The sequence below is a fragment of the Streptomyces sp. NPDC059567 genome (assembly GCF_042735655.1).
Lineage (GTDB): Bacteria > Actinomycetota > Actinomycetes > Streptomycetales > Streptomycetaceae > Streptomyces.
Window position 1 is genome coordinate 1 of record NZ_JBHWBS010000018.1, and the last position, 26,049, is coordinate 26,049.

General features: G+C 69.8%; 25 protein-coding genes, 2 tRNA genes and 1 pseudogene. 16 read left to right on the plus strand and 12 right to left on the minus strand.

The window, feature by feature from the left end; translation table 11 throughout:
- On the plus strand, positions 1–1,057 hold a 1,057-nt coding region (locus tag ACFVZW_RS11540; RefSeq protein ID WP_384519839.1), incomplete at its 5' end, for a hypothetical protein.
- A gap of 89 nt (positions 1,058–1,146) precedes the next feature.
- Here the strand turns inward: ACFVZW_RS11540 and ACFVZW_RS11545 are convergent.
- Both ACFVZW_RS11545 and ACFVZW_RS11550 read right to left on the minus strand, forming a co-directional pair.
- Positions 1,147–2,478, minus strand: a complete 1,332-nt coding sequence (locus tag ACFVZW_RS11545; protein ID WP_384519841.1) for a serine/threonine-protein kinase — start codon at positions 2,476–2,478, stop codon at positions 1,147–1,149.
- 66 nt (positions 2,479–2,544) lie between these two features.
- Positions 2,545–3,093, minus strand: a complete 549-nt coding sequence (locus ACFVZW_RS11550) for a helix-turn-helix domain-containing protein (RefSeq protein ID WP_384519842.1) — start codon at positions 3,091–3,093, stop codon at positions 2,545–2,547.
- A 129-nt stretch (positions 3,094–3,222) separates the two neighbouring features.
- On the opposite strand from ACFVZW_RS11550, the gene ACFVZW_RS11555 reads away from it, so the two are divergent.
- The 3 genes from ACFVZW_RS11555 to ACFVZW_RS11565 all read left to right on the plus strand — a co-directional run bounded on the left by ACFVZW_RS11555 (position 3,223) and on the right by ACFVZW_RS11565 (position 4,171).
- Positions 3,223–3,295 (plus strand) — tRNA-Ala (locus tag ACFVZW_RS11555).
- A gap of 53 nt (positions 3,296–3,348) precedes the next feature.
- On the plus strand, positions 3,349–3,657 hold the full coding sequence (locus tag ACFVZW_RS11560) for a hypothetical protein (protein ID WP_384519844.1): 309 nt from the start codon (positions 3,349–3,351) through the stop codon (positions 3,655–3,657).
- Positions 3,658–3,802: 145 nt separating this feature from the next.
- Positions 3,803–4,171, plus strand: coding sequence for a DUF6344 domain-containing protein (locus ACFVZW_RS11565; protein ID WP_384519846.1), 369 nt, complete (start codon positions 3,803–3,805; stop codon positions 4,169–4,171).
- Positions 4,172–4,267: 96 nt separating this feature from the next.
- Here ACFVZW_RS11565 and ACFVZW_RS11570 read toward each other — a convergent pair whose 3' ends face one another.
- The gene (locus tag ACFVZW_RS11570) at positions 4,268–5,014 is read right to left on the minus strand and encodes a DUF5324 family protein (protein ID WP_384519970.1); all 747 of its coding nucleotides are present in this window, start codon (positions 5,012–5,014) and stop codon (positions 4,268–4,270) included.
- Positions 5,015–5,182: 168 nt separating this feature from the next.
- On the opposite strand from ACFVZW_RS11570, the gene ACFVZW_RS11575 reads away from it, so the two are divergent.
- Together ACFVZW_RS11575 and ACFVZW_RS11580 are read left to right on the plus strand one after the other, a co-directional pair.
- The gene (locus ACFVZW_RS11575) at positions 5,183–5,710 is read left to right on the plus strand and encodes a peptidylprolyl isomerase (RefSeq protein ID WP_384519848.1); all 528 of its coding nucleotides are present in this window, start codon (positions 5,183–5,185) and stop codon (positions 5,708–5,710) included.
- A gap of 145 nt (positions 5,711–5,855) precedes the next feature.
- The gene (locus ACFVZW_RS11580; protein WP_384519850.1) at positions 5,856–6,722 is read left to right on the plus strand and encodes a rhomboid family intramembrane serine protease; all 867 of its coding nucleotides are present in this window, start codon (positions 5,856–5,858) and stop codon (positions 6,720–6,722) included.
- A 284-nt stretch (positions 6,723–7,006) separates the two neighbouring features.
- Here ACFVZW_RS11580 and crgA read toward each other — a convergent pair whose 3' ends face one another.
- A complete protein-coding gene (crgA, locus tag ACFVZW_RS11585) occupies positions 7,007–7,261 on the minus strand; it encodes a cell division protein CrgA (protein ID WP_329118500.1) in 255 nt (84 codons plus the stop codon).
- A gap of 149 nt (positions 7,262–7,410) precedes the next feature.
- On the opposite strand from crgA, the gene ACFVZW_RS11590 reads away from it, so the two are divergent.
- The 6 genes from ACFVZW_RS11590 to ACFVZW_RS11615 are packed head-to-tail and all read left to right on the plus strand — an operon-like array spanning position 7,411 to position 11,664.
- Positions 7,411–8,178: a DUF881 domain-containing protein gene (locus ACFVZW_RS11590; RefSeq protein ID WP_384519851.1), complete on the plus strand. Its 768-nt coding sequence runs from the start codon at positions 7,411–7,413 to the stop codon at positions 8,176–8,178.
- Between the two features lie 19 nt (positions 8,179–8,197).
- Complete coding sequence (locus tag ACFVZW_RS11595) at positions 8,198–8,875, plus strand: class E sortase (RefSeq protein WP_384519853.1); 678 nt, start codon at positions 8,198–8,200, stop codon at positions 8,873–8,875.
- 55 nt (positions 8,876–8,930) lie between these two features.
- Positions 8,931–9,101 carry a hypothetical protein gene (locus tag ACFVZW_RS11600; protein WP_329125917.1) on the plus strand — a complete coding sequence of 57 codons (171 nt, stop codon included), beginning with the start codon at positions 8,931–8,933 and terminating at the stop codon, positions 9,099–9,101.
- Positions 9,098–9,736: an aminodeoxychorismate/anthranilate synthase component II gene (locus ACFVZW_RS11605; RefSeq protein ID WP_376438990.1), complete on the plus strand. Its 639-nt coding sequence runs from the start codon at positions 9,098–9,100 to the stop codon at positions 9,734–9,736. Before ACFVZW_RS11600 ends, ACFVZW_RS11605 begins: the two co-directional genes overlap by 4 nt.
- The gene (locus ACFVZW_RS11610) at positions 9,733–10,947 is read left to right on the plus strand and encodes a class E sortase (RefSeq protein WP_384519855.1); all 1,215 of its coding nucleotides are present in this window, start codon (positions 9,733–9,735) and stop codon (positions 10,945–10,947) included. Before ACFVZW_RS11605 ends, ACFVZW_RS11610 begins: the two co-directional genes overlap by 4 nt.
- Positions 10,948–10,989: 42 nt before the next feature.
- Positions 10,990–11,664, plus strand: coding sequence for a class E sortase (locus ACFVZW_RS11615; protein WP_384519857.1), 675 nt, complete (start codon positions 10,990–10,992; stop codon positions 11,662–11,664).
- Between the two features lie 204 nt (positions 11,665–11,868).
- Here the strand turns inward: ACFVZW_RS11615 and ACFVZW_RS11620 are convergent, their stop codons facing one another.
- Positions 11,869–12,879: a quinone oxidoreductase family protein gene (locus ACFVZW_RS11620; RefSeq protein ID WP_384519859.1), complete on the minus strand. Its 1,011-nt coding sequence runs from the start codon at positions 12,877–12,879 to the stop codon at positions 11,869–11,871.
- Positions 12,880–13,035: 156 nt separating this feature from the next.
- Here ACFVZW_RS11620 and ACFVZW_RS11625 point away from each other — a divergent pair.
- A pseudogene (locus ACFVZW_RS11625) lies at positions 13,036–13,891 on the plus strand (integrase core domain-containing protein).
- Positions 13,892–14,002: 111 nt separating this feature from the next.
- Here the strand turns inward: ACFVZW_RS11625 and pknB are convergent.
- From pknB to ACFVZW_RS11655, 6 genes are all read right to left on the minus strand, one after another.
- A complete protein-coding gene (pknB, locus tag ACFVZW_RS11630; RefSeq protein WP_384519863.1) occupies positions 14,003–15,970 on the minus strand; it encodes a Stk1 family PASTA domain-containing Ser/Thr kinase in 1,968 nt (655 codons plus the stop codon).
- 153 nt (positions 15,971–16,123) lie between these two features.
- Positions 16,124–17,590 carry a peptidoglycan D,D-transpeptidase FtsI family protein gene (locus tag ACFVZW_RS11635; protein ID WP_384519865.1) on the minus strand — a complete coding sequence of 489 codons (1,467 nt, stop codon included), beginning with the start codon at positions 17,588–17,590 and terminating at the stop codon, positions 16,124–16,126.
- A complete protein-coding gene (locus tag ACFVZW_RS11640; RefSeq protein ID WP_329118513.1) occupies positions 17,587–19,017 on the minus strand; it encodes an FtsW/RodA/SpoVE family cell cycle protein in 1,431 nt (476 codons plus the stop codon). The genes ACFVZW_RS11635 and ACFVZW_RS11640 overlap by 4 nt, the downstream gene beginning before the upstream one ends.
- Before the next feature lie 26 nt (positions 19,018–19,043).
- Entirely contained in the window at positions 19,044–20,522 is a 1,479-nt protein-coding gene (locus tag ACFVZW_RS11645) for a Stp1/IreP family PP2C-type Ser/Thr phosphatase (protein WP_384519869.1), read from the minus strand.
- Positions 20,523–20,690: 168 nt separating this feature from the next.
- Entirely contained in the window at positions 20,691–21,215 is a 525-nt protein-coding gene (locus ACFVZW_RS11650) for an FHA domain-containing protein (RefSeq protein ID WP_384519870.1), read from the minus strand.
- A gap of 10 nt (positions 21,216–21,225) precedes the next feature.
- Complete coding sequence (locus ACFVZW_RS11655; RefSeq protein ID WP_384519872.1) at positions 21,226–22,089, minus strand: FhaA domain-containing protein; 864 nt, start codon at positions 22,087–22,089, stop codon at positions 21,226–21,228.
- Positions 22,090–22,642: 553 nt separating this feature from the next.
- Here ACFVZW_RS11655 and ACFVZW_RS11660 point away from each other — a divergent pair.
- The 3 genes from ACFVZW_RS11660 to ACFVZW_RS11670 all read left to right on the plus strand — a co-directional run bounded on the left by ACFVZW_RS11660 (position 22,643) and on the right by ACFVZW_RS11670 (position 25,329).
- Positions 22,643–22,729, plus strand: a tRNA-Leu gene (locus tag ACFVZW_RS11660).
- 227 nt (positions 22,730–22,956) lie between these two features.
- A complete protein-coding gene (locus tag ACFVZW_RS11665; protein ID WP_384519972.1) occupies positions 22,957–24,630 on the plus strand; it encodes a sensor histidine kinase in 1,674 nt (557 codons plus the stop codon).
- A gap of 39 nt (positions 24,631–24,669) precedes the next feature.
- Positions 24,670–25,329 carry a response regulator gene (locus tag ACFVZW_RS11670; protein ID WP_384519873.1) on the plus strand — a complete coding sequence of 220 codons (660 nt, stop codon included), beginning with the start codon at positions 24,670–24,672 and terminating at the stop codon, positions 25,327–25,329.
- Here the strand turns inward: ACFVZW_RS11670 and ACFVZW_RS11675 are convergent.
- Positions 25,326–25,805 (minus strand): MarR family winged helix-turn-helix transcriptional regulator, encoded by a 480-nt coding sequence (locus ACFVZW_RS11675; RefSeq protein WP_384519875.1) that lies wholly within the window; start codon positions 25,803–25,805, stop codon positions 25,326–25,328. The genes ACFVZW_RS11670 and ACFVZW_RS11675 overlap by 4 nt on opposite strands.
- Between the last annotated feature and the right edge of the window lie 244 nt (positions 25,806–26,049).

Here is a 26,049-nt window from a genome sequence, read left to right on the forward strand (position 1 = left end):
CGCCGTCCCCAAGGCCGGCGGCAAGGTGGAGTACGGCGACGGCATCAAGGTCAGCCTGCAGGACGGCTCCAACGCGCAGTGCGGCTACCAGGACACGGCGTTCGGCTCCGCCGGGTTCACCCGGCCCATCACCGCGTACGCCCACCGCACGATCGAGGCCGACAGCTCGACCTGCCAGCAGGCGGGCGCCTACTACGTGCTGGTCGAGCGGACCTCCAAGGCGGTCTCCACGCCCGACGACTGGGAACTGGAGATCCGGTACCTCACCGAGCCCGGGGTGAAGCAGACCGGGCCCACCGAGCTGCCCGACAACTGGCCCTCCTCCTCGCCCCCGCCGCCCGCCGGCGGCCCGCAGAAGCGGCAGGGCGGCGCGGGCTTCCACGACGCCACCTCGCTGAAGCAGGGCGAGTGGCGCGCCGACATCAAGCCCGGGCAGACGCTCTTCTACCGGGTGCCCGTCGACTGGGGGCAGCAGCTCTTCGCCACCGCGGAGATCGGCAGCAGCCCCTCGGGCGCCACGACGTACGTGAGCAACGCGCTGGTCCTGTCGCTCGACAACCCGGCCCTCGGTCATGTCGACGAGGACACCCTCAGCTACGACGGCAAGCAGGCGACGCTGGCACTCGATCCGCACCGGCCGGTCGCGTTCGAGAACCGTTACTCCTCCAACAGCTACACGAACGCCCTGCGGTTCGCGGGCTGGTACTACCTGTCGGCCACGCTCAGCCCGGAGGTCGCCAAGGAATACGGGGACAAGCCGGTGCCGCTGACCCTGCGGGTGAACGTCACCGGCACGGCGAAGGCCGGGCCCGCGTACGACGGTGACGCCGGGGCCTTCAAGGTCACCGACGACGACCGGGACGCGGCGGCCAGCGGCGCGAGCGGGCCGCAGGCGCAGAAGAGCGACAGCATGGCCCTGGTCGCGGCGGCGGGCATCGGCGCCGGAACGGTGCTGATCGTCGGGCTCGGCCTGTGGACGCTCGCCGGGCGGCGCCGGGCGGCGCGGACGGCGCCGCAGGACGGGCCACCGCAGTTCGGACCACCGACGGCCTGGTAGGCCGGGGCGGCCTGGTCGGCGGGGGCGGGCCAGGTCGTGCCGGGGCGGCCTGGTCGGCGGGGGCGGGCCGGGTCGTGCGGCCCGGCCGGTCAGGTCTGGGTGAGCGCCCAGATGCCGACGGCGAAGCAGATCAGCGCGACGACCAGAACCGGGACCGCCACCTTCGGGGGCGGTCCCGGTCGCTTTGCCGGGACCGGGGCGGCGGGAGCGGCCTGGGCGGGAACCTGATGGGCGTGAGCGGTGTATTGACGAGTGGAGGCTTGGTTGAACGACACCGCGGCCGTCGGGGCCTGGGCGAAGTCCGGCGCGGCGGCGGGATGGGGGGAGGCCGTATGCGCGGATGGGGCGGCGACCGGGGGCTGCGTGGGGGCGGCGACCGGCTGAGGGGGCGGGGGCAGGTGGAAGCTGCCCGTCTCGGAGGGGCTCGGCGTCGGCACGGGCTGCTGTGGCTGGGCCTGTGCCTGCGGCTGTGCCTGAGGCTGCGCAGGGGGCTGTACGGGTACGGAGGTGGGGGTGGCCGGTGGCTGGGCCGGGGCCGGGGTCTCCGGGCCGTTCGGGCCGAATCCGGCGGGCAGCGGGCCGATCTGGTCGAAGACCTCGACCGGCTCTTCGTCCGGGCGGGCCTCGGGCAGCATCTCGACCGCCGAGGTCAGCGCCTTGCGCACGCCCGTCGCCGTCTTGAAGCGGGCCTGCGGGTCCGGCTGGAGCAGGCCCGCGAGGACCTGCCACAGCGGCTCCGGAATGCCTTCCGGGGCTCCCGGGGTCCCGTGCGCCATGAAGTACTCGATCAGGGCACGGGAGTCGGGCTTCTGGCCCTGGAGCAGATAGAGCGCGACCAGGCCGACCGCGAAGAGGTCGGCCGGGAAGTCGGGCTCCGAACCCATCATCTGCTCGGGAGCGAAGTAACCGGGCGTCCCCACCACGTAGTTGGTCTCGGTGAGACGGGGCTCGCCCTTGCGCATCGAGATGCCGAAATCGGACAGCCGCAGATGCGGCCGCCCGGTCCCGGTGACGTCGAGCAGGATGTTCGCCGGCTTGATGTCGCGGTGCACGACCCCCTCCGCATGCACCGCGGCAAGTCCGGCGAGCAACTGGTCCAGCAGGGTGCAGACGAAGCGCGGCGGCAGCGGACCGTAATCGCCGATGACGTGCGCCAGAGACCCGCCGGCCACCAGATCCATGGTGAACAGCACCTTGTCGTCGTCCGCGGCCCAGCTGGCCGGTGCGAGGACATGCGGGTGGTCGATCCTGAGCGCCTGCTCCCGGACGAAGCGGAGCAGCGTGTGGGCGTCGCTCTGCTGGAGCACCTTGGCCGCCACATAGCGGCGGCGGCGGTGGTCCCAGGCACGCCACACCGCACCGACGCCACCGCGTCCGATCGGGTCGATCAGCTCGTACCGACCAGCGAAGACCTCACCCATTGCGCTGCGCCCGCTCCCCGTCGTGCCGTCTCGTTCTGCCGTGTGTGCCGAACCGTCTGCTCTACGTCAGTTCTGGTGCGACTCGTAGTGCGCGACCGCATCTGCGGTACGCCCGGCGCCGTACACCCGGAGGAACTCTGCCAGTTCCGGGTGGGCCGGGGCGAGGGAGTCCGCCGCATCGATGATGTCTCCCGCCGCCGCGACCGAGCGCAGCAGCGACTGGATCTCGCGGACCACGCGGCGCACGGTCGGCGCGCCCGAGCTGGTCGTGGTCTGGCTGGTGCCGGTCAGCACGGAGCCGCCCTGGGACTTCTTGATCTCGTCCATGCGGTCGGTGGCCTCGGCCGCGCTGACGCTGCCGTCCGCGACCTGACTGGCGAGCTCCTGAAGGGCCTGGACACGCTGCACGACGGCCGGGTTGCCGATCTTGGCCCGCTGGCCGCTCATCAGCTGGGAGAGCATGGGCGCCGAAAGACCGAGCACGGCCGCGAGCCTTGCCTGATTCAGCCCGAGATCGTCGATCAGGCGACGGAAGAGCGCCCCCAGTGGCTCTCCGTACCAACTGCGCTGAAGCTCTCTGGCTCTTGCCGTGGCTTCCTGCTGCGCTGTGTCCATTGCTTCTCCCCATCCCTGCGGTTCGCCACTGCGAACCTCGGTCAGCATCTTACGGAGCGTGGTCGCCGACGGGGAGTCCCAATCCTTTTGCGGGAAAGAGGGGGTGACCCGGTACTCTGTTCTCGTTCCGGGGCCTTAGCTCAGTTGGTAGAGCGCTGTCTTTGCATGGCAGATGTCAGGGGTTCGACTCCCCTAGGCTCCACTCCCAGAATGCCCTCTGACCTGCGGAAACGCGGCGTCAGGGGGCATTTTTCGGTGCGCGCGCCGGTGCGTGCGCCCGCGCGGCCGGACGGGACGCTCTGCGCCCTCGTCCTGCGCGGGCCGCCGTCCGTGCCCGCCGCCCCGGCCGCGACCGGCGGCGAACCGCGCCTCGCGGTGCTCCGGGACCGCCCGTACGCGCTGCTCACCTTCCTCAACGCGCTGCTGCTCCTGCGGCTCCCGCTGCTCGGCGGGATCTTCCTCGCGGCCTCGGCGGCGACGAAACCCGCGGTCCGATGGGCCCGGAAGGCGCGCGCGCAGGCGGAAGCCACCGGCGCGGCCACGGAGCTCGGCGGCGCCCGCTGAGCCGTACGGGTGGTGTTCATCGGAAGAACTGCGCGGAGGCGGCGTCGCTCCGAGGAATCGAGGCGCCCGTCCACATCATGAGGAAGGTACGAAAAGCGCGCAAATCGAAATGCACCATCCGAGAACGTCACGAAAGCGAGGGGCCATGGCCACCGCCAAGGTCAAGCAGTTCTGGACCGCCTTCATCTCCGTACTCTTCGCCCTGCTCGCCTCCGTCGGCCTGGCGTCCACCGCCACCGCCGCACAGGCTCCCGCCGTCCAGCAGCCGGAGGAGCCGGCCTCGTCCGCCGCCCCGGCCGCGCGCACCCAGGCCGTCGTACCGGCACAGCGGGCGGCGCATCAGTGGCCCGGCGTCCGCGACCGCTCCCTGCCGCCCACCATCAAGCAGCGCATCGGCGCCGAGGCGCACGGCTCCTCGCCCTCCGTCCGCCACCTGCCGGCCGGCGCCCCGGACGAGACCGCTCTCACGGACCAGACGGAGCTGACGGACATCGCGCTCGCCGCGAAGGCGTAGGGCGCAGGGAGTTCGTGCTCCCCGTGCCCCACGACCCATCGCGCCACCGCGCCACCGCGCCACGCGGAGGCAGTCCGTGGTCGGCGAACCCCGCGGTCAGCGACGCTCGTCGCGCCCCGCATCGGTATCGGTGTCGGCCTCCTTGGCCTCCACCTCGGGATCGAGAGCTCCACTGCCGTCGACGGACGACAGCGGCGACGTACGGGACGACGGTTCCGACGACCCCTCATCGACTTCGGTAGGAGCGGGCGGTTCGACCAGCCAGTCAGGGTTGGCCTGCTTGTCCCACCACTTCCAGGCGGCGAAGGCGCCGCCGAGCACCACGCCGAGGACCGCGAGTCCGATGGCGACGCGTCCGGCCTTGGCCCGACGCTCATGCTTCCTCACGATCTTCCGAATCTCCTTCGGTGTCACCTGTCCGCGCAGCGCGGCCCAGGCGGCCACCGAACGCGACCCCGCCTCATCGAGGACGGGACCGGTCGCGGCGACCGCGTTCTCGACACGCGGAACGGTGTAGTCGGCCGCCTGACGGGCGGCCTTGCGGGTGACGATCGCGGCACGTTGCGCGGCCTCGTCCACCCGCGGCGGTACATGGGGTGCGACATGGCACTCGTACTGCACACGAGCTTGCTTACGGGCCTGCTGAGCGGCCTTTGAGACTTTCGGCGCGAGCCGGACGCGCGCCTCGTGCGCATAGAGCGCGGCGTGGTCCTTGGCCGTGCCGGCGTACTGCGAGGCCTGCTCCTTGGCCGTGCTCGCGTAGGGCGCCACCACTTCCGCGGCGTGCAGCACGCTGTCCTTGGCCGAATCGGTCGCGGCGCGCACGCTGTCCATCCGGGTCACGGGATCCTCCTCCTCGGTGGCGGTGTCGGTTTTTCGCCTTTCCACCCATTTCGAAATCATGCCTGTCCGATCGCGGTCCGGCATGTGGGGCGGGCATCCGGGGCATCGCCCTGTCTCTTCCGTGCGAGGATGCGATGCGCGTCAGCGGAGACTTACGGAAGGCGGACCGTGGCCGAGCAGCTCTACGCCACTCTCAAGACCACCCTGGGCGACATCGAGATTCGGCTGCTGCCGAACCACGCCCCGAAGACGGTCAGAAACTTCACGGAGCTCGCACAGGGCGAGCGGGAGTGGACGCACCCGGCCACCGGCAACGTCGCCGCCGACCGCCTGTACGACGGCACGGTCTTCCACCGGGTCATCGAGGGCTTCATGATCCAGGGCGGCGATCCGCTGGGGAACGGCACGGGCGGACCGGGGTACGAGTTCACCGACGAGTTCCACCCGGAGCTCTTCTTCGACCGTCCCTACCTGCTGGCGATGGCCAACGCGGGCCCGGGCACGAACGGCTCGCAGTTCTTCATCACGGTCGGGGCCACGACCTGGCTGAACCGCAAGCACACGATCTTCGGCGAGGTCGTCGGCGCGGCGAGCAAGAAGGTCGTCGACACGATCGCCGCGACGCCGGTCAACGCGAACACCAAGCGCCCCCTCGACGACGTGATCCTGGAGTCCGTCGTCATCGAGACGCGCTGAACGACGCGCCGAAGACGCGCTGAACGACGTGCCGATCGGACCGCCGGTCGGTGCCCGTTCCGCCAGGGAACCTTTCCGCCCCGCTCATCCGTATCAGGAGGGCGGGGCGCTGCCTCGTCGCCCCATCTCCTCGGGAGGGACCTCCATGGAGCCGCAGTCCGGCCTGCCGCGCTGTTACCGCCACCCGGACGTCGAGACAGGCATCCGCTGCACCCGCTGCGACAAGCCGATCTGCCCGCAGTGCATGGTCTCCGCCTCCGTCGGCTTCCAGTGCCCGGACTGCGTACGCAACGGCTCCGGCACGGGTCACGCCCCCGACGCCAACCAGCCGCGGACGCTCGCCGGCGGGCGGGTGGCGTCCGACGGGCGCCTGGTCACCAAGATCCTCATCGCGATCAACCTGGCCCTCTTCATCGCCGTCCAGGTGGCCGGCGACCGGGTCGTGGACGAGCTGGCGCTGATCGGCTACGCCTTCAGCCCGTCGCTCGCCGAGGTGGTGGGGGTCGCGGACGGCGAGTGGTACCGGCTGGTGACCTCGACCGTCCTGCACCAGGAGGTCGCGCACTTCGTCTTCAACATGCTGGGACTGTGGGTCATCGGCGGGATCGTGGAGCCGGAGCTCGGCCGGATCCGCTACGCCACGCTCTGTCTGCTCTCCGGACTCTCCGGCTCCGCGCTCGCCTTCCTGCTCTCCCCGGCGAACCAGCCCTCGCTGGGCGCCTCGGGCGTCGTCTTCGGCCTGATCGGCGCCTGGGCGGTGCTCACCCGCCGACAGCGGCTGGACATGCGGCCGGTGATCCTCTTCGTGGGCCTGTCGCTGCTGCTGACCTTCACCCGCCCCGGAATCTCCTGGGAGGCGCACATCGGCGGCCTCGTCGGCGGCGCCCTGGTGACCTACGGTCTGCTGCACGCGCCGAGGGCCCGGCGGAACGTCGTCCAGTACACGGCCTGTGGACTGGTGCTCCTGATCGACCTGGGCATGATCCTCGCCCGCTCGGCCGTGCTCACCTGAGCGACGAGGGCTGTGGACGAGCTTCCCGAAAAGCTTTCCCCAGAGTTATCCACAGCGAGTGGTGGATCTTGTGCACCTCGTGGAGAACGACTACGCCCCTCACTCCTGAGCTGGGCTTTTCCAGCGGGAGTGAGGGGCGGGGCGCGCTTCCGGCAGGGGCGCCGCAGTCACACCGGCGTCAACCTACCCTTGAGTTATCCACAGATCTTCGTAAGTTATCCAGTGCTGTGCACAACGCTGTGGATAAGTTCAGGGCAAGGCTTGACGGGCAGAGCGGGGAGCAGCTACTTCCACTGCGTGGAGACGCCGAACCCGGCCGCGATGAAGCCGAAGCCCACCACGATGTTCCAGTTGTTGATGGACTTCACCGGCAGCGTGCCGTCGGTGACGTAGAAGACGACGATCCACACCAGCCCGATCGCGAACAGCGCCAGCATCACGGGAGCCACCCAGCTGCGGTTGGTCAGCTTGATGTTGGTGGCCTGCTTGGCGGGCGGGGGCGTGAAGTCGGCCTTCTTGCGGATACGTGACTTCGGCACGAGGGACTCTCCTGTCGATGCGCTGCGTGACCGCGCAGGGAACTGTGGCTGGCGCCGGGGCGGGACGACTGTGACGTAGGAGGACCACTGCGTCCCCCGGGCGTCCGTTAGCGTAGTGGTTCCGCGGCACCGAAGGGGATCAGGGTACGTTGAGCAATTCCGCCGACTCATCCCCCGGGCCGGGCCGAACCACTGGGTGGCGCCCCGTCCGGGTGCTGACCGCTGCCGTCTTCGCCCTCGCCGGACTGATCTTCGTGACCAGTTTCAACACTGCCAAGGGTACGAACATCCGGACGGACGCCTCCCTGCTGAGGCTCTCCGACCTGATCGAGGAGCGCAGCCACAAGAACGCCGGCCTGGACGAGTCCACCGCCGCCCTGCGCGGCCAGGTCGACGCCCTCGCCGCCCGCGACGACGGCTCCACCAGCGCCGAGGACGCCAAGCTGCGCGCCCTGGAGACGGCCGCGGGCACCACCCCGATCTCCGGGCAGGGCCTGACCGTCACCCTCAACGACGCCCCGCCGAACGCCCAGGCCGCCCCCGGCTACCCCGAACCGCAGGCCAACGACCTCGTCATCCACCAGCAGGACCTCCAGGCCGTCGTGAACGCCCTGTGGAAGGGCGGGGCCCGGGGCATCCAGGTGATGGACCAGCGGCTCATCTCCACCAGCGCCGTGCGCTGCGTGGGCAACACCCTGATCCTCCAGGGCCGCGTCTACTCGCCCCCGTACAAGATCACCGCCGTGGGCGACCGCGGGAAGCTGACCAAGGCGCTCGCCGACGCGCCCGCCGTCCAGAACTACCAGCTCTACGTGAAGGCGTACGGACTCGGCTGGAAAGTGGACGAGCGCAGGGCGGTGACTCTTCCCGGCTACTCCGGCACAGTGGATCTCCACTACGCGAAGCCTGTGAGCTGACTGCGGGGAGGCCCGGCCGGTGGCGGTGCGACTGATCGTCAGAACGTTCAGCGAGCTGTGCATCACCGTCGGGACCCTGATCGTCCTCTTCGTCGTGTACGTGATGTTCTGGACCGGCGTCCAGGCCGAGAGCGCCACGGCCGGCCAGATCGACACCCTGGAACAGGAGTGGATCGACCGGCCCGTCCCCGACACCACCGCGACCGCACCGCCCCCGAAGGCGTACACGGCCGGCAAGGGCATCGCCGTCATGTACATCCCCCGGCTCGGCGGGAACTGGGAGTGGCCCGTCCTGGAGGGCACCTCCACGGCCATCCTGAAGAAGGGCCTCGGCCACTACGCCGCCACCGCCCGCCTCGGCGAGACCGGCAACTTCTCCGTGGCAGGCCACCGGCGCACGTACGGAGATCCGTTCAAGGACTTCCCCCGGCTCCGCCCGGGTGACGCGGTCGTCCTCACCGACGGCACGACCTGGTTCACGTACCGCGTCGCACGCAAGCCCTATCGGACCGTCCCCACCGACATCGGTGTGATCGACCCCGTCCCCCGAAGGTCCGGATTCGACGGGCCCGGCCGCTATCTCACCCTCACCACCTGCGAGCCCGAGTGGGGCAGCAGCCACCGGCTGATCGCCTGGGCGCACCTGGACGCCACCCAGCCTGTGACGCAGGGCAAGCCACCTGCTTTGGCCGGCTGACCCCTGACAGCCCCGATCCCCCGTACTCTGGTGCCCGTAACGAACGGAAGGGGCAGTGGACGTCATGTACGGCTGGATCTGGCGGCATCTGCCGGGCAACGCGTGGATCAGGGCGATCATCTCGCTCGTACTCGTCCTCGGGATCGTCTACGCACTCTTCCAGTACGTGTTCCCCTGGGCGGAGCCGCTGCTTCCGTTCAACGATGTGACGGTGGACGGCCAGTGAGCGCGCGGATTCTCGTCGTCGACAACTACGACAGCTTCGTCTTCAACCTCGTTCAGTACCTCTACCAGCTCGGCGCCGAGTGCGAGGTGCTGCGCAACGACGAGGTCGAACTGAGCCACGCGCAGGACGGTTTCGACGGCGTCCTGCTCTCGCCCGGCCCCGGCGCGCCCGAACAGGCCGGTGTCTGCATCGATATGGTCCGCCACTGCGCCACGACCGGCGTGCCCGTCTTCGGCGTCTGCCTGGGGATGCAGTCGATGGCGGTGGCGTACGGCGGTGTCGTCGACCGCGCCCCCGAGCTGCTGCACGGCAAGACCTCGCTCGTCACGCACGAGGGCAAGGGCGTCTTCGCGGGCCTTCCTTCGCCGTTCACCGCGACGCGCTACCACTCGCTGGCCGCCGAGCCCGCCGCGCTGCCGGACGAGCTCGAGGTCACGGCGCGCACGGACGACGGCATCATCATGGGGCTGCGCCACCGTGATCTGGCGGTCGAGGGCGTGCAGTTCCACCCCGAGTCGGTGCTCACCGAGCACGGCCACCTGATGCTCGCCAACTGGCTGGAGCAGTGCGGCGACAAGGGGGCGGTGGGCCGGTCGGCGGGGCTCGCGCCGGTGGTGGGCAAGGCCGTCGCGTGACGGCGGAGTCGCCGTGGTTCCGGGCGACGAATCTGCCGGACGAGCCGGGGCCGGGGGAGCCGATGCCGACGGCTTCGTACGACGAGACGGCGTACCGGACCGCGCAGGGGTTCGAGACGCAGGCGTACGAGACGCCCGCCTACGAGGCGTACCAGACGCCCACGTACGAGACACCCGGGTACGAGACGCCCGCCTACGACGCGTCGGGGTACGACGCGTCCGGGTACGAGGCTGTGTACCAGCCGACAGCGGAGCCTTCCGTCGAGCCGGCGCCCGGGCCGACGCCCGAGCCGGCGCCTGAGACTCCCTACGAGACGCCCTACGAGGCCCAGGACGAGCCGTACGACGAGACGATGGCCCTGCGGACCGCCGAACCCGCCGCAGCCCCCCTCCCGGGCCCTGGCAGGGCCGAGCGCCGCAAGGCCGCCAAGGGACGCGGACGCCGGGGAGCGACGCCGGCGGAGCCGTCGGAGACGTCCTCCGAGGCCCCCGCGGCCCCGCTCTCGCGCGTCGAGGCCCGCCGTGCGGCCAAGGCCCAGAAGGACAGCGTCGGCGTCGTCGCGAGCCGCGTCGTGGGCGAGCTGTTCATCACCTTCGGCGTGGTCATGCTGCTGTTCGTCACCTACCAGTTGTGGTGGACGAACGTCCGGGCCGGCCAGCAGGCGAACCAGGCCAAGGGGCAGATAGAGGACTCCTGGTCCAAGGGCCGGGCGCCGGGCGAGTTCGAGCCGGGGCAGGGCTTCGCCATCATGTACATCCCCAAGCTGGACGTGGTCGTCCCGGTCGCCGAGGGCATCAGCAAGCCCAAGGTCCTGGACCGGGGCATGGTGGGCCACTACGCGGAGGGCACCTTGAAGACGGCGATGCCCGGCGACAAGCAGGGCAACTTCGCCGTGGCCGGGCACCGCAACACGCACGGGGAACCGTTCCGCTACATCAACCAGTTGGAGCCCGGCGACCCGATCGTCGTCGAGACCCAGGACGCGTACTACACGTACGAGATGGCGAGCATCCTGCCCCAGACGGCGCCGTCGAACGTGTCGGTCATCGACCCGGTGCCGCAGCAGTCGGGCTTCAAGGGGCCGGGGCGGTACATCACGCTGACGACCTGTACGCCCGAATTCACCAGTACGTACCGCATGATCGTGTGGGGCAAGATGGTCGAGGAACGCCCGCGGAGCAAGGGAAAGCCGGACGCGCTCGTAGGCTGAGACCCTCGACCTCACGACCCACACCTCAGACGGGACGACGCAGTGGCACGTGCGCGCAACCGGATCGCCGGAGTCATCAGTGTCTTCGGTGAACTCCTCATCACCGCGGGCCTGGTGCTCGGTCTCTTCGTCGTCTACTCGCTGTGGTGGACGAACGTCCTCGCCGACCGCGCCGCCGGCCGCGACGGCGACCAGGTCCGCGACCAGTGGGCGCAGGGCCCGGGTGCGCTGGACACGAAGGGCGGCATCGGCTTCCTGCACGTCCCGGCGATGGGCGACGACGAGATACTCGTCAAGAAGGGCACCGCGACCGAGACCCTGAACAACGGTGTCGCCGGCTACTACCTCGACCCGATCAAGTCGGCCCTCCCGCAGGACAAGCAGGGCAACTTCACGCTGGCCGCGCACCGCGACGGGCACGGGGCGAAGTTCCACAACATCCACAAGTTGAAGAACGGCGACTCGATCGTCTTCGAGTCCAAGGACACCTGGTTCGTCTACAAGGTCTACAAGACCCTGCCGGAGACGACGAAGTACAACGTGGACGTCCTCCAGCAGATCCCGAAGGAATCGGGCAGGACGAAGCCGGGCCGCTACATCACGCTGACGACGTGCACGCCGATGTACACCTCGGACTACCGCTACATCGTGTGGGGCGAGCTGGAGCGCACGGAGAAGGTCGACAGCGACCGCACACCGCCGGCGGAGCTGCGCTAGGTGTTCTGTCCCGGGAGGTTGTGGACGGGTGAGCCAGGTCTCGGCTGAGGGATCTTGAAGGGGTGTGCCCCAGATACGCCAGAAACCCGCCAGAACTTGATCTTGGACTGCTGAGTGCCTGACGCTGTCGGGGATCTTGGCGATGACGGTCGGCCATGCCCTCGATTTCTCAGTCTCCGAGATCCCCGACCTCGTCACCCGCGATCAGCTCTGCGTCTCCTCGCGGCGTCCAATAGCGGCCGCATCGGGTACGACGAGCAGCTTGCCGGTGGTACGCCGAGCCTCCAGATCGCTGTGGGCCTGGGCGGCCTCGGACAATGCGTAGCGGCCCGTTACGGTGACCTCAAGCGCCTTGGAGCGCACCCACTCGAACACATCGGCGGCCCGTCGGAGCAGTTCGGACCGATCGGCGATGAAGTCCCCGAGGCTGGGCCGGATCAGGGTCAGCGAACCGCCGTGGGCGAGCCGCATCGGATCAAACGGCGGCACGGCACCACTTGCCGCGCCGAAGAGCACGAGATGGCCGCGGCTTCGCAGGCTGGCGAGGCTCGCATCGAAGGTGTGCGCGCCGACGCCGTCGAAGACAACCGGCAGTCCCTGACCGCCGTTGAGCCGCCTCACCTCGGCTGCGAGATCGTCGACTGCGGAGGAAAGGATCACCTCAGCGGCCCCGGCACGCTTCGCCAGCTCGGCCTTCGCCGTGGTCGACGTCGTGCCGATCACCCTGCCGCCGAGATGGGTGATGAGCTGGGTCAAAAGCAGCCCCATGCCACCAGCAGCCGCATGCACGAGCACCGTGTCGCCCCGCTGAACCGGGTAGGCGTCCTTGACGAGATAGTGCGCGGTCATGCCTTGGAGGAGCACGGCGGCGGCTGTCTCGAAGCCGATATCGTCGGGCAGCGGCACCAGCCGGGAGGAGTCCACGACGGCCCGCTCGGCATACGTGCCGGGAATCTCCACCCAACCGACCCGGTCCCCGACTGCGACGTCAGCGACGCCGGGTCCAACTTCGACGACCGTGCCGGCGCCCTCAGCGCCCGGGGTGAAGGGCAGCGGGAGGCTGTACCGGCCTTCGCGGTGGTAGACGTCGAGGAAGTTGACCCCGGATGCGGCGACCTCCACGACCGCCTCGCCCGGACCCGGCCGCGGCTGGTCCACCTTGGCCTCCTGCAGCACCTCGGGACCGCCCACTTCGTACACCTGAATCGCTCGCATGGCCCTCCAATAACGGCTCATCCCCCACCAACCCCGTTGATGGCGATTAACGGCTCATCCCCCACCAACCCCGTTGATGGCGATCCGATTCCCGGCAAGCAGACCAGCCCGCCGCCCCCGCCGAGAGCTGAGACGCCTGCTTTGCACCCGGTGTGGATCACGACGTCTGCACCTGACCGAAAGGCCCTCGTACCCCACCGTAATGCCCCCCTGACCGAGACCGGCCGACTGCGTCTGGCCCGCTGTGCGGTCGAGGACGGCTGGCCCCTGCGCCGGGCCGCCGAACGCTTCCAGGTCTCACCGACCACCGCCCAGCGATGGGCCGACCGCTACCGCGCCCTGGGCGAAGCGGGCATGGGTGACCGCTCCAGCCGTCCCCATCACACGCCGCGCCGGACACCGACCCGGACCGAACGCCGGATCATCAAGGTCCGCCTCCTGCGCCGCTGGGGACCGGCCCGTATCGCCCACCTGCTCGGCCTGGTCCCCTCGAAGCTCGGCAACATCCCCGACGGCGGCGGACGCAAGGTCCTGGGCCGGCAAGCGGTCCGCAAGACCCGCAGGAACGCCGGCTACAGCTACCTGCACACCACCGTCGACGACCACTCCCGCCTCGCCTACAGCGAGATCCACGCGGACGAGAAGAAGCAGACCGCCACCGCCTTCTGGCAACGGGCCCACGCCTTCTTCACCGGCGCTGGGATCACCGTCGAACGGGTTCTGGCCGACAACGGCTCCTGCTACCGCTCACGCGACTGGCGCGACAGCCTGGCGGCGGCCGGGATCACCCACAAACGAACCCGGCCCTACCGGCCCCAGACCAACGGCAAGGTCGAACGCTTCAACCGCACCCTGCTCGACGAATGGGCCTACGCCCGCCCGGTCAGACATCGAACGCCGCGAAGCGTTCCCCGGCTGGCTCCACTCCTACAATCACCACCGCGGACACACCGCACTCGCAGGCAAACCACCCGCAAGCCGCGTCCCCAACCTAACGAGGCAATACAGCTAGGGCGGAAGCCCGGGCAGGCACCCGGGACGGAAAGAACCCGGCTCGGAGACAACGGGGAGGGCCCCGGCATCCTCATGGATGCCGGGGCCCTCCCCGTACTGCGTGCGGTCGCTAGTCGAAGATGCCGCCGTTGTTGCCGAACATCTTCACGTTGATCGCCTGGTTGGGCTGGCCCACCGTGCCCGCCTGGACGTCCTGCTCCTTGATCCTCGCGTTGGGATCGCTCGAGCCGTCCACGTTGCCGAGCTGGTAACCGGCCGCGGACAGCTGGGCACGGGCCTGGTCCAGCGTCAGGCCGAAGAGGCTCGGAACGGGCTGCTGCGTCTGCTGCGGGCCCTTGGAGACCTTCAGCGTGATCTGGACGTCCTTGGGCTGCTGCGACTGGCCCTCGGGCGTCTGACCGGTGACCGTGCCGGCAGGCTGCTGCGAGTCCTCCTGCTGCTGGGCGATGTTGGTGAACCCGAGCGCGTTGAGCTGCTGGATGGCGACGTTGACGTCCCGTCCGATGACGTCCGGAAGCGGCGTCTGCTTCTTCTTCGCCACCGTGATCGTGACCTCGGCGTTCTGCTCCGCCTTCGAGCCGCCCTTCGGGTCCTGCTTCAGGACGCGCCCGGCTTCCTCCTCGGACTCCTCGAACGCGATCTTGACCTTGAAGCCCTTGTCCTTGAGCGACTGCTCAGCGGTCTCCTGGGACTTCTCGACGACGTCCGGGACCTCGATCTGCGGCGCGCCCTCGGAGACGATCACCTGGATCGTCGCGCCGACGTCCATCTTCGTCGTGCCGTCGGACGCCGGTGTCTGGCTGCAGATCTTGCCCTCGGGCTGCTCGCACCGCTCCGAACCCGCCTGAGCCACCTTGACCTGGGCGTTGGCCGCCAGGCCTTCGGCTTCAGCGAACGTGTGGCCGACGAACTGCGGCACGGGCACCTGGTCGGTGCCCTTCTTGCCGTCGAAGATCGACTGGCCGATCAGGATCGCGCCCACCAGCACCAGGATGCCCGCGAGCACCAGCAGGATCGTCGAGGTGCTCGACTTCTTCTGGCGGCGGCGGTCCGGGCGGTCGTCGTAGCCGTAGCCGCCGTCGTCAGAGTTCATCGGCGGAAGCATCGACGTCTGGCCGGCCGGGTCGGCCTGGCGCAGCGCCGTCGTCGGCTGGTCGTCCGACGCGTAGCCGCCGTACCCGCCGCCGTAGCCGCCTCCGTACCCGGCCGCGCCCATCGCCGCGGCTGCGGCGACCGGCTGCCCGTCGAGGCAGGCCTCGATGTCGGCACGCATCTCGTCAGCGGACTGGTAGCGGTAGTCGGGGTCCTTGACCAGCGCCTTCAGGACGATGGCGTCCATCGACGGCGTGATCTCGGGGTCGAAGTTGCTCGGCGGCTGCGGCTCCTCGCGCACGTGCTGGTACGCGACCGCGACCGGGGAGTCGCCGACGAACGGCGGCCGGACGGTCAGCAGCTCGTACAGCAGGCAGCCGGTGGAGTACAGGTCGGAGCGGGCGTCGACCTGCTCGCCTTTGGCCTGCTCAGGGGAGAGGTACTGCGCCGTGCCGATGACCGCCGCGGTCTGCGTCATGGTCATGCCCGAGTCGCCCATGGCGCGCGCGATGCCGAAGTCCATGACCTTGACCTGACCGGTCCGCGTCAGCATGACGTTCGCCGGCTTGATGTCACGGTGCACGATGCCGGCGCGGTGCGAGTACTCCAGCGCCTGGAGGATGCCGACCGTCATCTCGAGCGTGCGCTCGGGCAGCAGCTTGCGCCCGGAGTGCAGCAGCTCACGCAGGGTCGAGCCGTCGACGTACTCCATCACGATGTACGGGATGGAGACCCCGTCGACGTAGTCCTCGCCGGTGTCGTAGACAGCGACGATCGCCGGGTGGTTGAGCGAGGCGGCCGACTGGGCCTCACGGCGGAACCGGGCCTGGAAGGACGGGTCGCGGGCGAGGTCGGCCCGCAGCGTCTTCACGGCGACGGTGCGGCCGAGCCGGGTGTCGTGGGCGAGGTAGACCTCCGCCATGCCACCACGGCCGAGCACCGAGCCCAGCTCGTACCGGCCGCCGAGGCGACGCGGCTCTTCCATAACTGATCCAGCCCTCTCCGTCTGTCCCGACCGCACCCGTGTGTGGTCCGGCGGTGTGCTGTTCGCGCATACGCTACCGGCCACGGGAAGGCGATCCGCCCCGGACCGGCACCTGATACCTGACCGGTACCTGGCCGGTGCCCGGCCGAAAGGTCAGCTCCTGCTCTTCACTACCGCCTTCATCACGGCCTTGGCGATCGGGGCGGCGAGGCCGCCACCGCTGATGTCCTCGCGGTCCGTGCCCTCCGAGTCCTCGACGATAACGGCGACCGCGACCGGGGAGCCCTGGTCGGTCTTGGCGTATGAGATGAACCACGCGTAGGGGCGCTTGGCGTTCTTCTCGCCGTGCTGGGCCGTACCCGTCTTGCCGCCGACCTTCACGCCGTCCATGTTCAGGTCGGCCTTGCCGCCGGTGCCGTTCGCGACGACGTTCTCCATCATCTGCTGGAGCAGCTGCGCGTTCTCGGGCGAGACCGGGCGGCTCATCTCCTCCGGCTCGTTCTGCTTGATCACGTCGAGGTTCGGCGCCACCAGCTTGTCGACCATGTACGGCTTCATCAGCTTGCCGTCGTTGGCGATCGCGGCCGTGACCATGGCCATCTGCAGCGGGGTCGTCGCGGTGTTGAACTGACCGATGGAGGAGAGCGCGTTTCCGCCGCGGTCGGCCTTCTTGTCGTAGACGGAGGCGGCCGAGCGGACCGGCGTGAACTGCTCGGCGTTGAAACCGAACTTCTCGGCCATCTCGGCCATCTTGTCGCGGCCGACCTCGTCACCGAGCTTGGCGAAGACCGAGTTGCAGGAGACCTCGAGCGCCTGGTTCAGGCTGGCGTTCTCGCACCCACTGGCGTGGTTGATCATGGGCTTGGTGGAGAGCGGGATCTTGTACGGCTCCGGCGTGTCCGTCGCCGCGTTGATGTCGGTGATCTTGCCGTTCTCCAGCGCCGCCGCCGCGGTGACGACCTTGAAGACGGAGCCGGGCGGGTAGATCTCGCGCAGGGCGCGGTTCTGCTTCGGCTTGTTCTTGTCGTTCTCCAGCGCGATCCACGCCTTCTCGTCCTTGCTGGAGTAGCCGGCGAAGGACGAGGGGTCGTACGACGGGGTCGAGGCGAGCGCGAGGATCTTGCCGGTGCTCGGCTCGATGGCCACGACCGCGCCCGTCTTGCTGCCGAGCCCCTCGAAGGCGGCCTTCTGGGCGGCGCCGCTCAGCGTCGTGACGACGTTGCCGCCCTTCTTCTTGTCGCCCGTGAACATCGACAGCGTGCGGTCGAAGAAGAGCCGGTCGTCGTTGCCGGTGAGGATGCCGTCCTCGATCTTCTCGATCTGGTTGGCGTCGTACGCCTGCGAGGCGTACCCGGTCACCGGCGCCCACATCGGGCCGTCGACGTAGGTCCGCTTGAACCGGTAGTACGGGTCCTGGGAGTCGACCGAGCCCGTGATCGGCTTGCCGTCCACGATGATGTTGCCGCGCTCGTTCGCGTACCGCTCGATCGTGACGCGCCGGTTCTTCGGGTGCGCGTTCAGCTCGTCGGCGCGGACGTACTGGATCCAGTTGTCGCGGAGCAGCAGGGCGAGGACCAGCAGGCCGCAGAAGATCGCGACCCGGCGCAGGGGCTTGTTCACGGTCGGACCACCTGGGTCATCTCGGCGTCGGGGGACGGGGCGGGGGCGGGCGCCGGGCGGCGCGCGGTGTCGCTGATCCGGATCAGGATGCCGATCAGGGCCCAGTTGGCGATCACGGACGAACCGCCGTACGCGAGGAACGGCATGGTCATACCGGTCAGCGGGATGAGGCCCATCACACCGCCGGCGACGACGAAGACCTGGAGCGCGAAGGCGCCGGACAGGCCCATCGCGAGCAGCTTGCCGAAGGGGTCGCGGGCCGCGAGGGCGGTGCGGACGCCCCGCTCGATGATCAGGCCGTACAGGAGCAGGAAGACCATGACGCCGGCCAGGCCGAGCTCCTCGCCGACGGTGGCGAAGATGAAGTCGGAGTTGGCGGCGAAGCCGATCAGGTCGGAGTTGCCCTGGCCGAGGCCGGTGCCCAGGATGCCGCCGGAACCGAACGACATCAGCACCTGCGTCATCTGGTCACAGGCGGCGGCCATGTTGGAGCCCTCGGGCGCCGTCTTCAGACACTCGAACGGGTCCAGCCAGGCGGCCACACGGGACTTGACGTGGCCGGCCGTGGAGCCGACGACGACCGCGCCCGCGGTGGACATCAGCAGACCCATGACGACCCAGCTGGTCCGCTCCGTCGCCACGTACAGCATGATCACGAACATGCCGAAGAACAGCAGCGACGTACCGAGGTCGTTCTCGAAGACCAGGATGAGCAGGCTGACGGCCCAGATCGTGAGGATCGGGCCGAGGTCACGGCCACGCGGCAGATAGAGCCCCATGAACCGGCGGCTGGCCAGCGCCAGCGCGTCCCGTTTCACCATCAGATAGCCGGAGAAGAAGACCGCCAGGATGATCTTGGCGAACTCGCCGGGCTGGATGGAGAAGCCGGCGACGCTGATCCAGATCTTCGCGCCGAAGACATCGGCACCGAGGCCCGGCACCAGCGGCAGCAGCAGCAGCACGAGGGCCGCCACCATCGAGATGTACGTGTAGCGCTGGAGCACCCGGTGGTCCTTCAGGACCAGCAGCACACCCACGAACATGGCGACCGCGATCGCCGAGTACAGCATCTGGCTGGGCGCGTCCGGGGTGAACGTCTTGTACCGGGAGATGATGCGCGGCGACTGGTCCAGGCGCCAGATCAGCACCAGCCCCATACCGTTCAGCAGGGTCGCCAGCGGCAGCAGCAGCGGGTCCGCGTACGGCGCGAACTTGCGCACCACGAGGTGCGCGACGCCCGCGAGCAGGCCGAGGCCGAGCCCGTACCCGAGCATTCCCGCGGGCACCTTGCCGTCGATCGCCAGGCCGACGTTCAGATAGGCGAACACCGGGATGACGACGGCGAACGCCAGCAGCGCCAGCTCGGTGTTGCGGCGGCTCGGCGCCTCGATCGCGCCGATGGTGGTCGTGTTGGTGACAACGCTCATGGTGGTGAAAGGCCCCCTACGGGTGCTTACTGCTTGCCGCAGTTCGAGGCCAGCTTCTGCTCGTCCTCCGTGAGGGTGGGGCCCGGGGAGGGAGCGGCTGTGGTGGGCTTGGAGTCGGGGGTGGAACCGTCGGCGGGCGGCTTGCTCGCCTGGTCCGCGGCCTTGTCGGCGGCCTCACGGCGCTGCTCGGCCTTCTTGCAGGCCGAGGCCTGCGCCGAAAGCTCCGCGATCTTCGTCTGCGCCTTGCCGAGGCTGCCGCCGGCGATCGTGTCCTCGACCTGCTTGCGCTGGTACGCCGGCAGGTACTTGAGTTCGATCTCGGGGTGGTCCTTCTCCACCTCCGACAGCGAGACCCAGGCCAGGTCCTGGCTGATGCCCCGGTACAGCGCCACGTGCTCCTCGTTGGAGCCGACGTAGTACTGCGTCTGCGTCCAGCGGTAGCCGCCGTACGCACCGCTGCCGAGCACGGCCAGCGCCAGGATCAGGAAGAAGCTCCGCTTCAGCCACTTGCGGCCGCCGCGCTGCTTGGTGAAGTCCTCGTCGCCGTACGACCCGAACGAGCCCTGCGGGGGCATCCCGCCGTACCCGTGGTCGTCGCCGCTGCCGGGCGGACCGAAGCCGCCCGCCGGGGGCTGCTGGTGCGGCGCGGGGCGGCCGAGCCCGGAGGCACGACCGGCCGGCGTCTGCATCGCCCCGCCGTCCGCGGGCTGCACCTGGTTCTCGGCGACCGCGCCGACGATCACCGGGGTGTCGCTCAGCTGACCGGCGAGCGTGTCACCGCCGTCGACGTCGAGGACGTCGGCGACGATCACCGTGATGTTGTCGGGGCCGCCGCCGCGCAGCGCGAGCTGGATCAGCTCCTGCACGGTCTCCTGCGGGCCCTGGTAGCTGGCGAGGGTGTCCTCCATCGTCTGGTGGGAGACGACTCCGGACAGCCCGTCGGAACAGATCAGATAGCGGTCGCCCGCCCGGACCTCACGGATCGACAGGTCGGGCTCGACATGGTCGCCGCTGCCCAGCGCCCGCATCAGCAGCGAGCGCTGCGGATGGGTCGTGGCCTCTTCCTCGGTGATCCGGCCCTCGTCGACGAGGCGCTGCACCCAGGTGTGGTCCTGCGTGATCTGCGTCAGTACCCCGTCGCGCAGCAGGTACGCCCGAGAGTCGCCGACGTGCACCAGGCCGAGGCGCTGGCCCGTCCACAGCAGGGCGGTGAGCGTCGTGCCCATGCCCTCCAGCTGGGGGTCCTCCTCGACCATCATCCGCAGCTGGTCGTTGGCACGCTGCACCGCCGCACCGAGCGACGTGAGGATGTCCGAACTGGGGACGTCGTCGTCGAGGGTGACCAGCGTCGAGATCACCTCGGAGGAGGCGACCTCACCGGCGGCCTGGCCACCCATGCCGTCGGCGATGGCGAGGAGCCGGGGACCGGCGTAGCCGGAGTCCTCGTTGCCCTCACGGATCATGCCCTTGTGCGACCCGGCGGCGAAGCGCAGTGACAGGCTCATGCGCACCTGCCCCGTCGACGTCGCCTCGGGGTACAGCCGGTCTCGAGCCACACTGCCCACCCTCCGGTCGGGAGCCCGTGCCGGGACACGGCCGGGACCCCACGGTCCGCCGTGCGGCCCACCGTGAGGACCGCTTCGGCCCGCTCGCTCCGCTCGCTCATTGTCGTACTACTTCCGCAGCTCGATGACGGTCTTGCCGATGCGGATCGGCGCGCCCAGCGGAATCGGTGTGGCGGTGGTGAGGCGGGTCCGGTCGAGATACGTGCCGTTGGTGGACCCGAGATCCTCGACGATCCACTGGCCGTCCCGGTCCGGGTAGATCCTGGCGTGGCGGCTGGACGCGTAGTCGTCGTCCAGCACGATCGTCGAATCGTGTGCACGCCCCAGCGTGATGGTCTGCCCCTGCAGGGCGACCGTCGTGCCGGTGAGGGTGCCCTCGGAGACGACGAGTTTGGTCGGGGCGCCGCGGCGCTGCCGCCCGCCGCCCGTGTTCTGCTGCCCGCGCTGCTGGGGCGGCGCGGCCGCCTGCTGGCGCGGATTCTGCTGCGGACGGGCGTCCTGGCGGCGCGAACCGCGCTGCGTGACACGCGTGCCGAACAGGTCGCTGCGGATGACCTGGACGGCCACGATCACGAACAGCCACAGAACGGCCAGGAAACCCAGCCGCATGACCGTCAGGGTCAGCTCTGACATTGCCCCCGCTTCACCCTTCGGCTTGCCGGTAAACGATGGTGGTGCTGCCCACGACGATCCGCGAGCCGTCGCGGAGCGTAGCGCGGGTGGTGTGCTGCCCGTCCACCACGATGCCGTTGGTGGATCCGAGATCCTGGATCGTCGAGGGCGTTCCGGTCCGGATCTCGCAGTGCCGGCGGGAGACGCCGGGATCGTCGATCCTCACGTCCGCGTCGGTGCTGCGGCCAAGGACCAGGGTCGGGCGGGAGATCTGATGGCGGGTGCCGTTGATCTCGATCCACCGGCGCACCTGGGCGCCGGAGGAAGGCATGGGGCCGGGGCCACCGGCGGTGGGACGGCCGGCGGCGGGCGCCTGGCCGGGGCGCGGTGCGCCGGCGCCCGGCGGCGGGGCCGCGGGCATCGGCGGAGCACCGGCCGGAGGGTAGCCGTAACCACCCGGCGCATGACCCTGCGAGGGGCCGGCGGCCGGGGCCTGCTGCGGTGCGGCATGCTGTGACGAACTCGACGCGAGAGTGCGGCTGCGCACCCGGTACAGACCGGTGTCGAGGTCGTCGGCCTTCTCCAGGTGGACCTTGATCGGGCCCATGAAGGTGTAGCGCTGCTGCTTCGCGTAGTCCCTGACCAGGCCGGCGAGCTCGTCGCCGAGCTGACCCGAGTACGGGCTGAGGCGCTCGTAGTCCGGCGTGCTCAGCTCGACGATGAAGTCGTTGGGGACGACGGTCCGCTCGCGGTTCCAGATCGTCGCGTTGTTGTCGCACTCACGCTGGAGAGCGCCCGCGATCTCGACGGGCTGGACCTCGGACTTGAAGACCTTGGCGAAGGTGCCGTTGACCAGACCTTCGAGCCGCTGTTCGAAACGCTTCAGGACTCCCATGGGGCACCTCCTCCGTCGTTGTCGTCCTGGTACTGCTTACTGATCGTATCCACGCGTCGGGAAATCGGCTGGTTCCCCTTCTCTGCCCTGTGGACGAGTGTCACCTCTCACAGACCTTCCCCACGGATCGTAGAGGCGGCCTGTGGACAGTGTCCCGCACCCGGGGAGTGAGCAGGGGGACCGGGCGGGACGGTGGGGGCGGTCCGCCCCGTTCCTCCCGTTACCCTTCGGCTCCTCGTTCACGCCGAGTGTCCCTCCTCTCTCTGTGGATCCGTACATCCGTTCCGAGATCCGTTCCGAGATCCGTCCCGAGATCCGTCCCGAGATCCACCCTGTCTGTGCCGGGCATCCGTCCTGTCCGTCCCGGCTTCCGCCCTGTCATCCGTCCCGGCATCCGTCCCGGCATCCGTCCCGGTCCGGGTCTCCGTCTGTCCCTGTTCGTTCGAGGAGGGGGTCAAACAACGGATGTGAATCCACGGTCTGCGACGTGCTAATCTTCAGATGTCGCCAGGCGATCGCACCGAAAGGTGAGGGAGCCCGGAGCACACCCAATGCGCGGGTGGCGGAATAGGCAGACGCGCTGGATTCAGGTTCCAGTGCCCGCAAGGGCGTGGGGGTTCAACTCCCCCCTCGCGCACCAGACGGAAGCCCCGTAGGTCATCGACCTACGGGGCTTCCGCGTGTTGTGGACGTGCGCCCGCCGGTCGGCGGCCGGCGCGGCCGGCGAGTGAGACGTTCGTCGCGCCGGGGAGCGACGAAAGAGAGCCGCCGCGCGGGGCGGGCGCTGCCTAGGGTGCGAGCGTGGACGCGACTTCAAAGATCAGGGCCGGTATCCCCGCCGGTTGGAAATGGTTCGCGACGCCCGGCATGTGGTCGCGGCGCAGGACCGCCGGCGAAGTGGTGCTCGCTGTCGTCATGGCGCTGCTTGCCGCCGGCACCGAGGAACTCGCCGGCGAGGAAGGATGGCAGCTCGCCGCGGTGGCGCTGGGCGCCGCGGTCCTGTCGCTGCTGCGCCGCCGACTGCCCTCCACCACGCTCATCCTCACCGGCGGCCTCGCGCCCCTCCTGCCCGGCTTGCTGGTGCTGCTGATCCTCGTCGGCTGGTCCGCCGGCCGGTACATCGCCGGCGCCGGCCGGGCGCTGATCGCGTTCACCGTCGCGTACGTACTGAACATCGCCGCGTCCCTGGTGGAGATCTGGGACCTGCACCGGACCCTGACCGTCGTCTTCATGTCGACGCTGTACTACCTGGGGACGACGCTGGCACCCGGCCTCGCCAACCGGTACTGGACCCAGCGCCGGAGCCTTCTCCACGCCCTGCAGGAGCGCAACGCCCAGCTGCTCAGGGAACGCGCGATGGTGGCCTCGTCGGCCCGGCTCCGGGAGCGGCAGCGCATCGCCCAGGACATGCACGACAGCCTCGGACACCAACTGGCCCTCATCTCCGTGCACACCGGCGCCCTGGAGGTCGACCGGGAGCTGACCGACCGGCAGCGCGAGGCGGTCGGCGTCCTGCGGAACGCGTCGGTGACCGCCATGCACGAACTGCGCGAGGTCGTCGGCATCCTGAACGACGGCATCGAGGCACCGGTCGAGGCGCCCACCGCGCCCGTACGGGCCGGCGACGAATCGGGACGGGCGGCACGGGGGACCGCCGGCATCGAGGGGCTCGTCGAGGCGGCACGGGCCGCCGGGAACAAGGTGGAGCTACGACGGCTCGGGGAGTACCAGACCCTCCCGCCGGCCGCCGACCACGCCGCGTACAGGATCGTCCAGGAGGCGCTCACCAACGCCTACAAGTACGCGCCGGGGGCACCGATCGACGTCGAGGTGCGGTACGAGCCGGACTCCTTCGTCATCGAGATCGGCAACGAGCCGGTCGCCGACCCGCCGCGGGACGTGGTGAGCGGCGGGCAGGGGCTGACCGGGCTGTACGAGCGGGCCCGGCTCGTCGGCGGCATGGTCCACGCGGGCCCGGCCGACGGCGGCGGGTTCCGGGTCGCCGGCGTACTCCCCTACGGGGTGGTCGAAGCAGCGCCTTTGGTCGATGTGGCCGACGACTTCCGGCAGCAGTCGACGCGGCCCCTGGTCGGCGACCTTGGTCCGGTCACGGTCGGACCGGCCGACTGGACGTTCACGGAACGGGAGCTGGCGATGGCGATGCGCGGGGGCAGGAGCACGGGCCGCGGAGTCGCGGTGGGATGCGGGATCGCGTTCGCGGCCCTGGTGCTGCTGCTGGTGGCGGGGGGCTTCGGCATCTACTTCCTGGTCGGCGCCATGGAGAAGGGCATGATCGATCCGGGCGAGTACGACGCGGTCAAGGTCGGCGCGGCCGAGAAGGAGGTCCGCGACCAGCTCCCTTCCGGCGACACCATCGCCACCGCCGGTCTGCACGGCAAGGGCCCCGCGGAGCCCGAGGGGTCGAAGTGCCTGGTGCTGATGTCCTCGGAGGTCGTGGACAGCGAAGCAGAGCCGGTTTTCCGGTTCTGCTTCAAGGACGGCAAGCTGATCGAGAAAAAGTCGTACGAGGTCAAGCGCTAACGCTGGCCCGCCCGAATCGGTAGCCGTTGGGGAGTAGCTGTGACAGGGCAGCGCATCAGGGTCGTGATCGCCGATGACGAGCCGCTGATCAGGGCCGGGATCCGGATGATCCTCACCTCCGACCAGGACATCGAGGTGGTGGCGGAGGCCGCGAACGGGCGGGAGGCGGTCGAGCAGGCGCGGGCGCACTCCGCCGACGTCGTACTCCTCGACATCCAGATGCCGGTCCTCGACGGGCTCTCCGCCCTGCCCGAACTGCGCCGGGCGGCACCCTCGACGAAGGTGATCGTGCTCACGACCTTCGGCGAACGGGAGAACGTCCTGCGCGCCCTGGAGCACGGCGGCGCGGGGTTCCTGCTCAAGGACACGGCTCCGGCCGAGCTGATCCGGGCGGTACGGGCCGCGGCGGCGGGAGACGCCTACCTGTCTCCCGCCGCCACCCGGCACGTGGTGGAAAAGCTGGCCTCGGGACGCGAAGTGGCCCGCGCCGAGCAGGCGCGGACGCGGGTGGCGGCGCTGAGCGAGAAGGAACGCGAGGTGCTCGCGGTGCTCGGGGAGGGGTTGTCCAACGCGGACGCCGGGCGGCGCCTGCACATGAGCGAGGCCACCGTGAAGACGTACGTCAGCCGGATCCTCGCCAAGCTGGGGTGCGAGAACCGGGTGCAGGCGGCGCTCCTGGCGCGCGACGCGGGGCTTTAGGGGCTCGTCGTGGTGGGGGCGACGGGGCTGTTGTCGGGGAGGGCGGCGGGGCCGGCCGCGTTGTAGCGGAGCAGGTACGCGGCGAATCGGGCGAGGTCCTCGGCCGACCAGTCCTTGAGGCGTTCCTGGTAGGCGGCCCGTCGGCTCGCCTGGGTGGAGGCGAGGACACGGGTGCCCGCCTCCGTCGGATGCAGCACCTGGACCCGATGGTCCTCGGGGTCCGGCCGGCGCTCGACCAGACCGAGCTTCTCCAGGCCGCCGACCTGGCGGCTGACCGTCGACTTGTCCAGCAGATAGTGGGCGGCGAGATCGGTGGCGCGGCAGCCCTGCTGGTCGACGATGTGGGCGAGCAGCGTGTACGAGACGAGCGGGAGCTCGGGATGGAGCCGGGCGGCCGCGGCGCGGGCCCGGCGGGCGAACGCCGTCAGCTCCCGCTGGATGGTGTCGACCGAGGTCTCGCGCGGGGCGTCGGTCATGGTGCGCTCCTTGGGTCCCGGTTTGCTCGATGGCGGTTAGTTGTATAGTACAACGGTTGTTTAGTTGTAAAAGCCAACCATGGAGGTGGGTGCTCGTGTCCGAGTCCCCAGAGACCGTCGGATCGACATCGGCGCGAACGGCACCGGTCTCGGGATCGGCACCGGCGGGTGCCGCACGGGTCTCGGGATCGGCGTCGGCACCGGCGGGTGCCGCACGGGGATCGGCGTCGGCACCGGCGGGTGC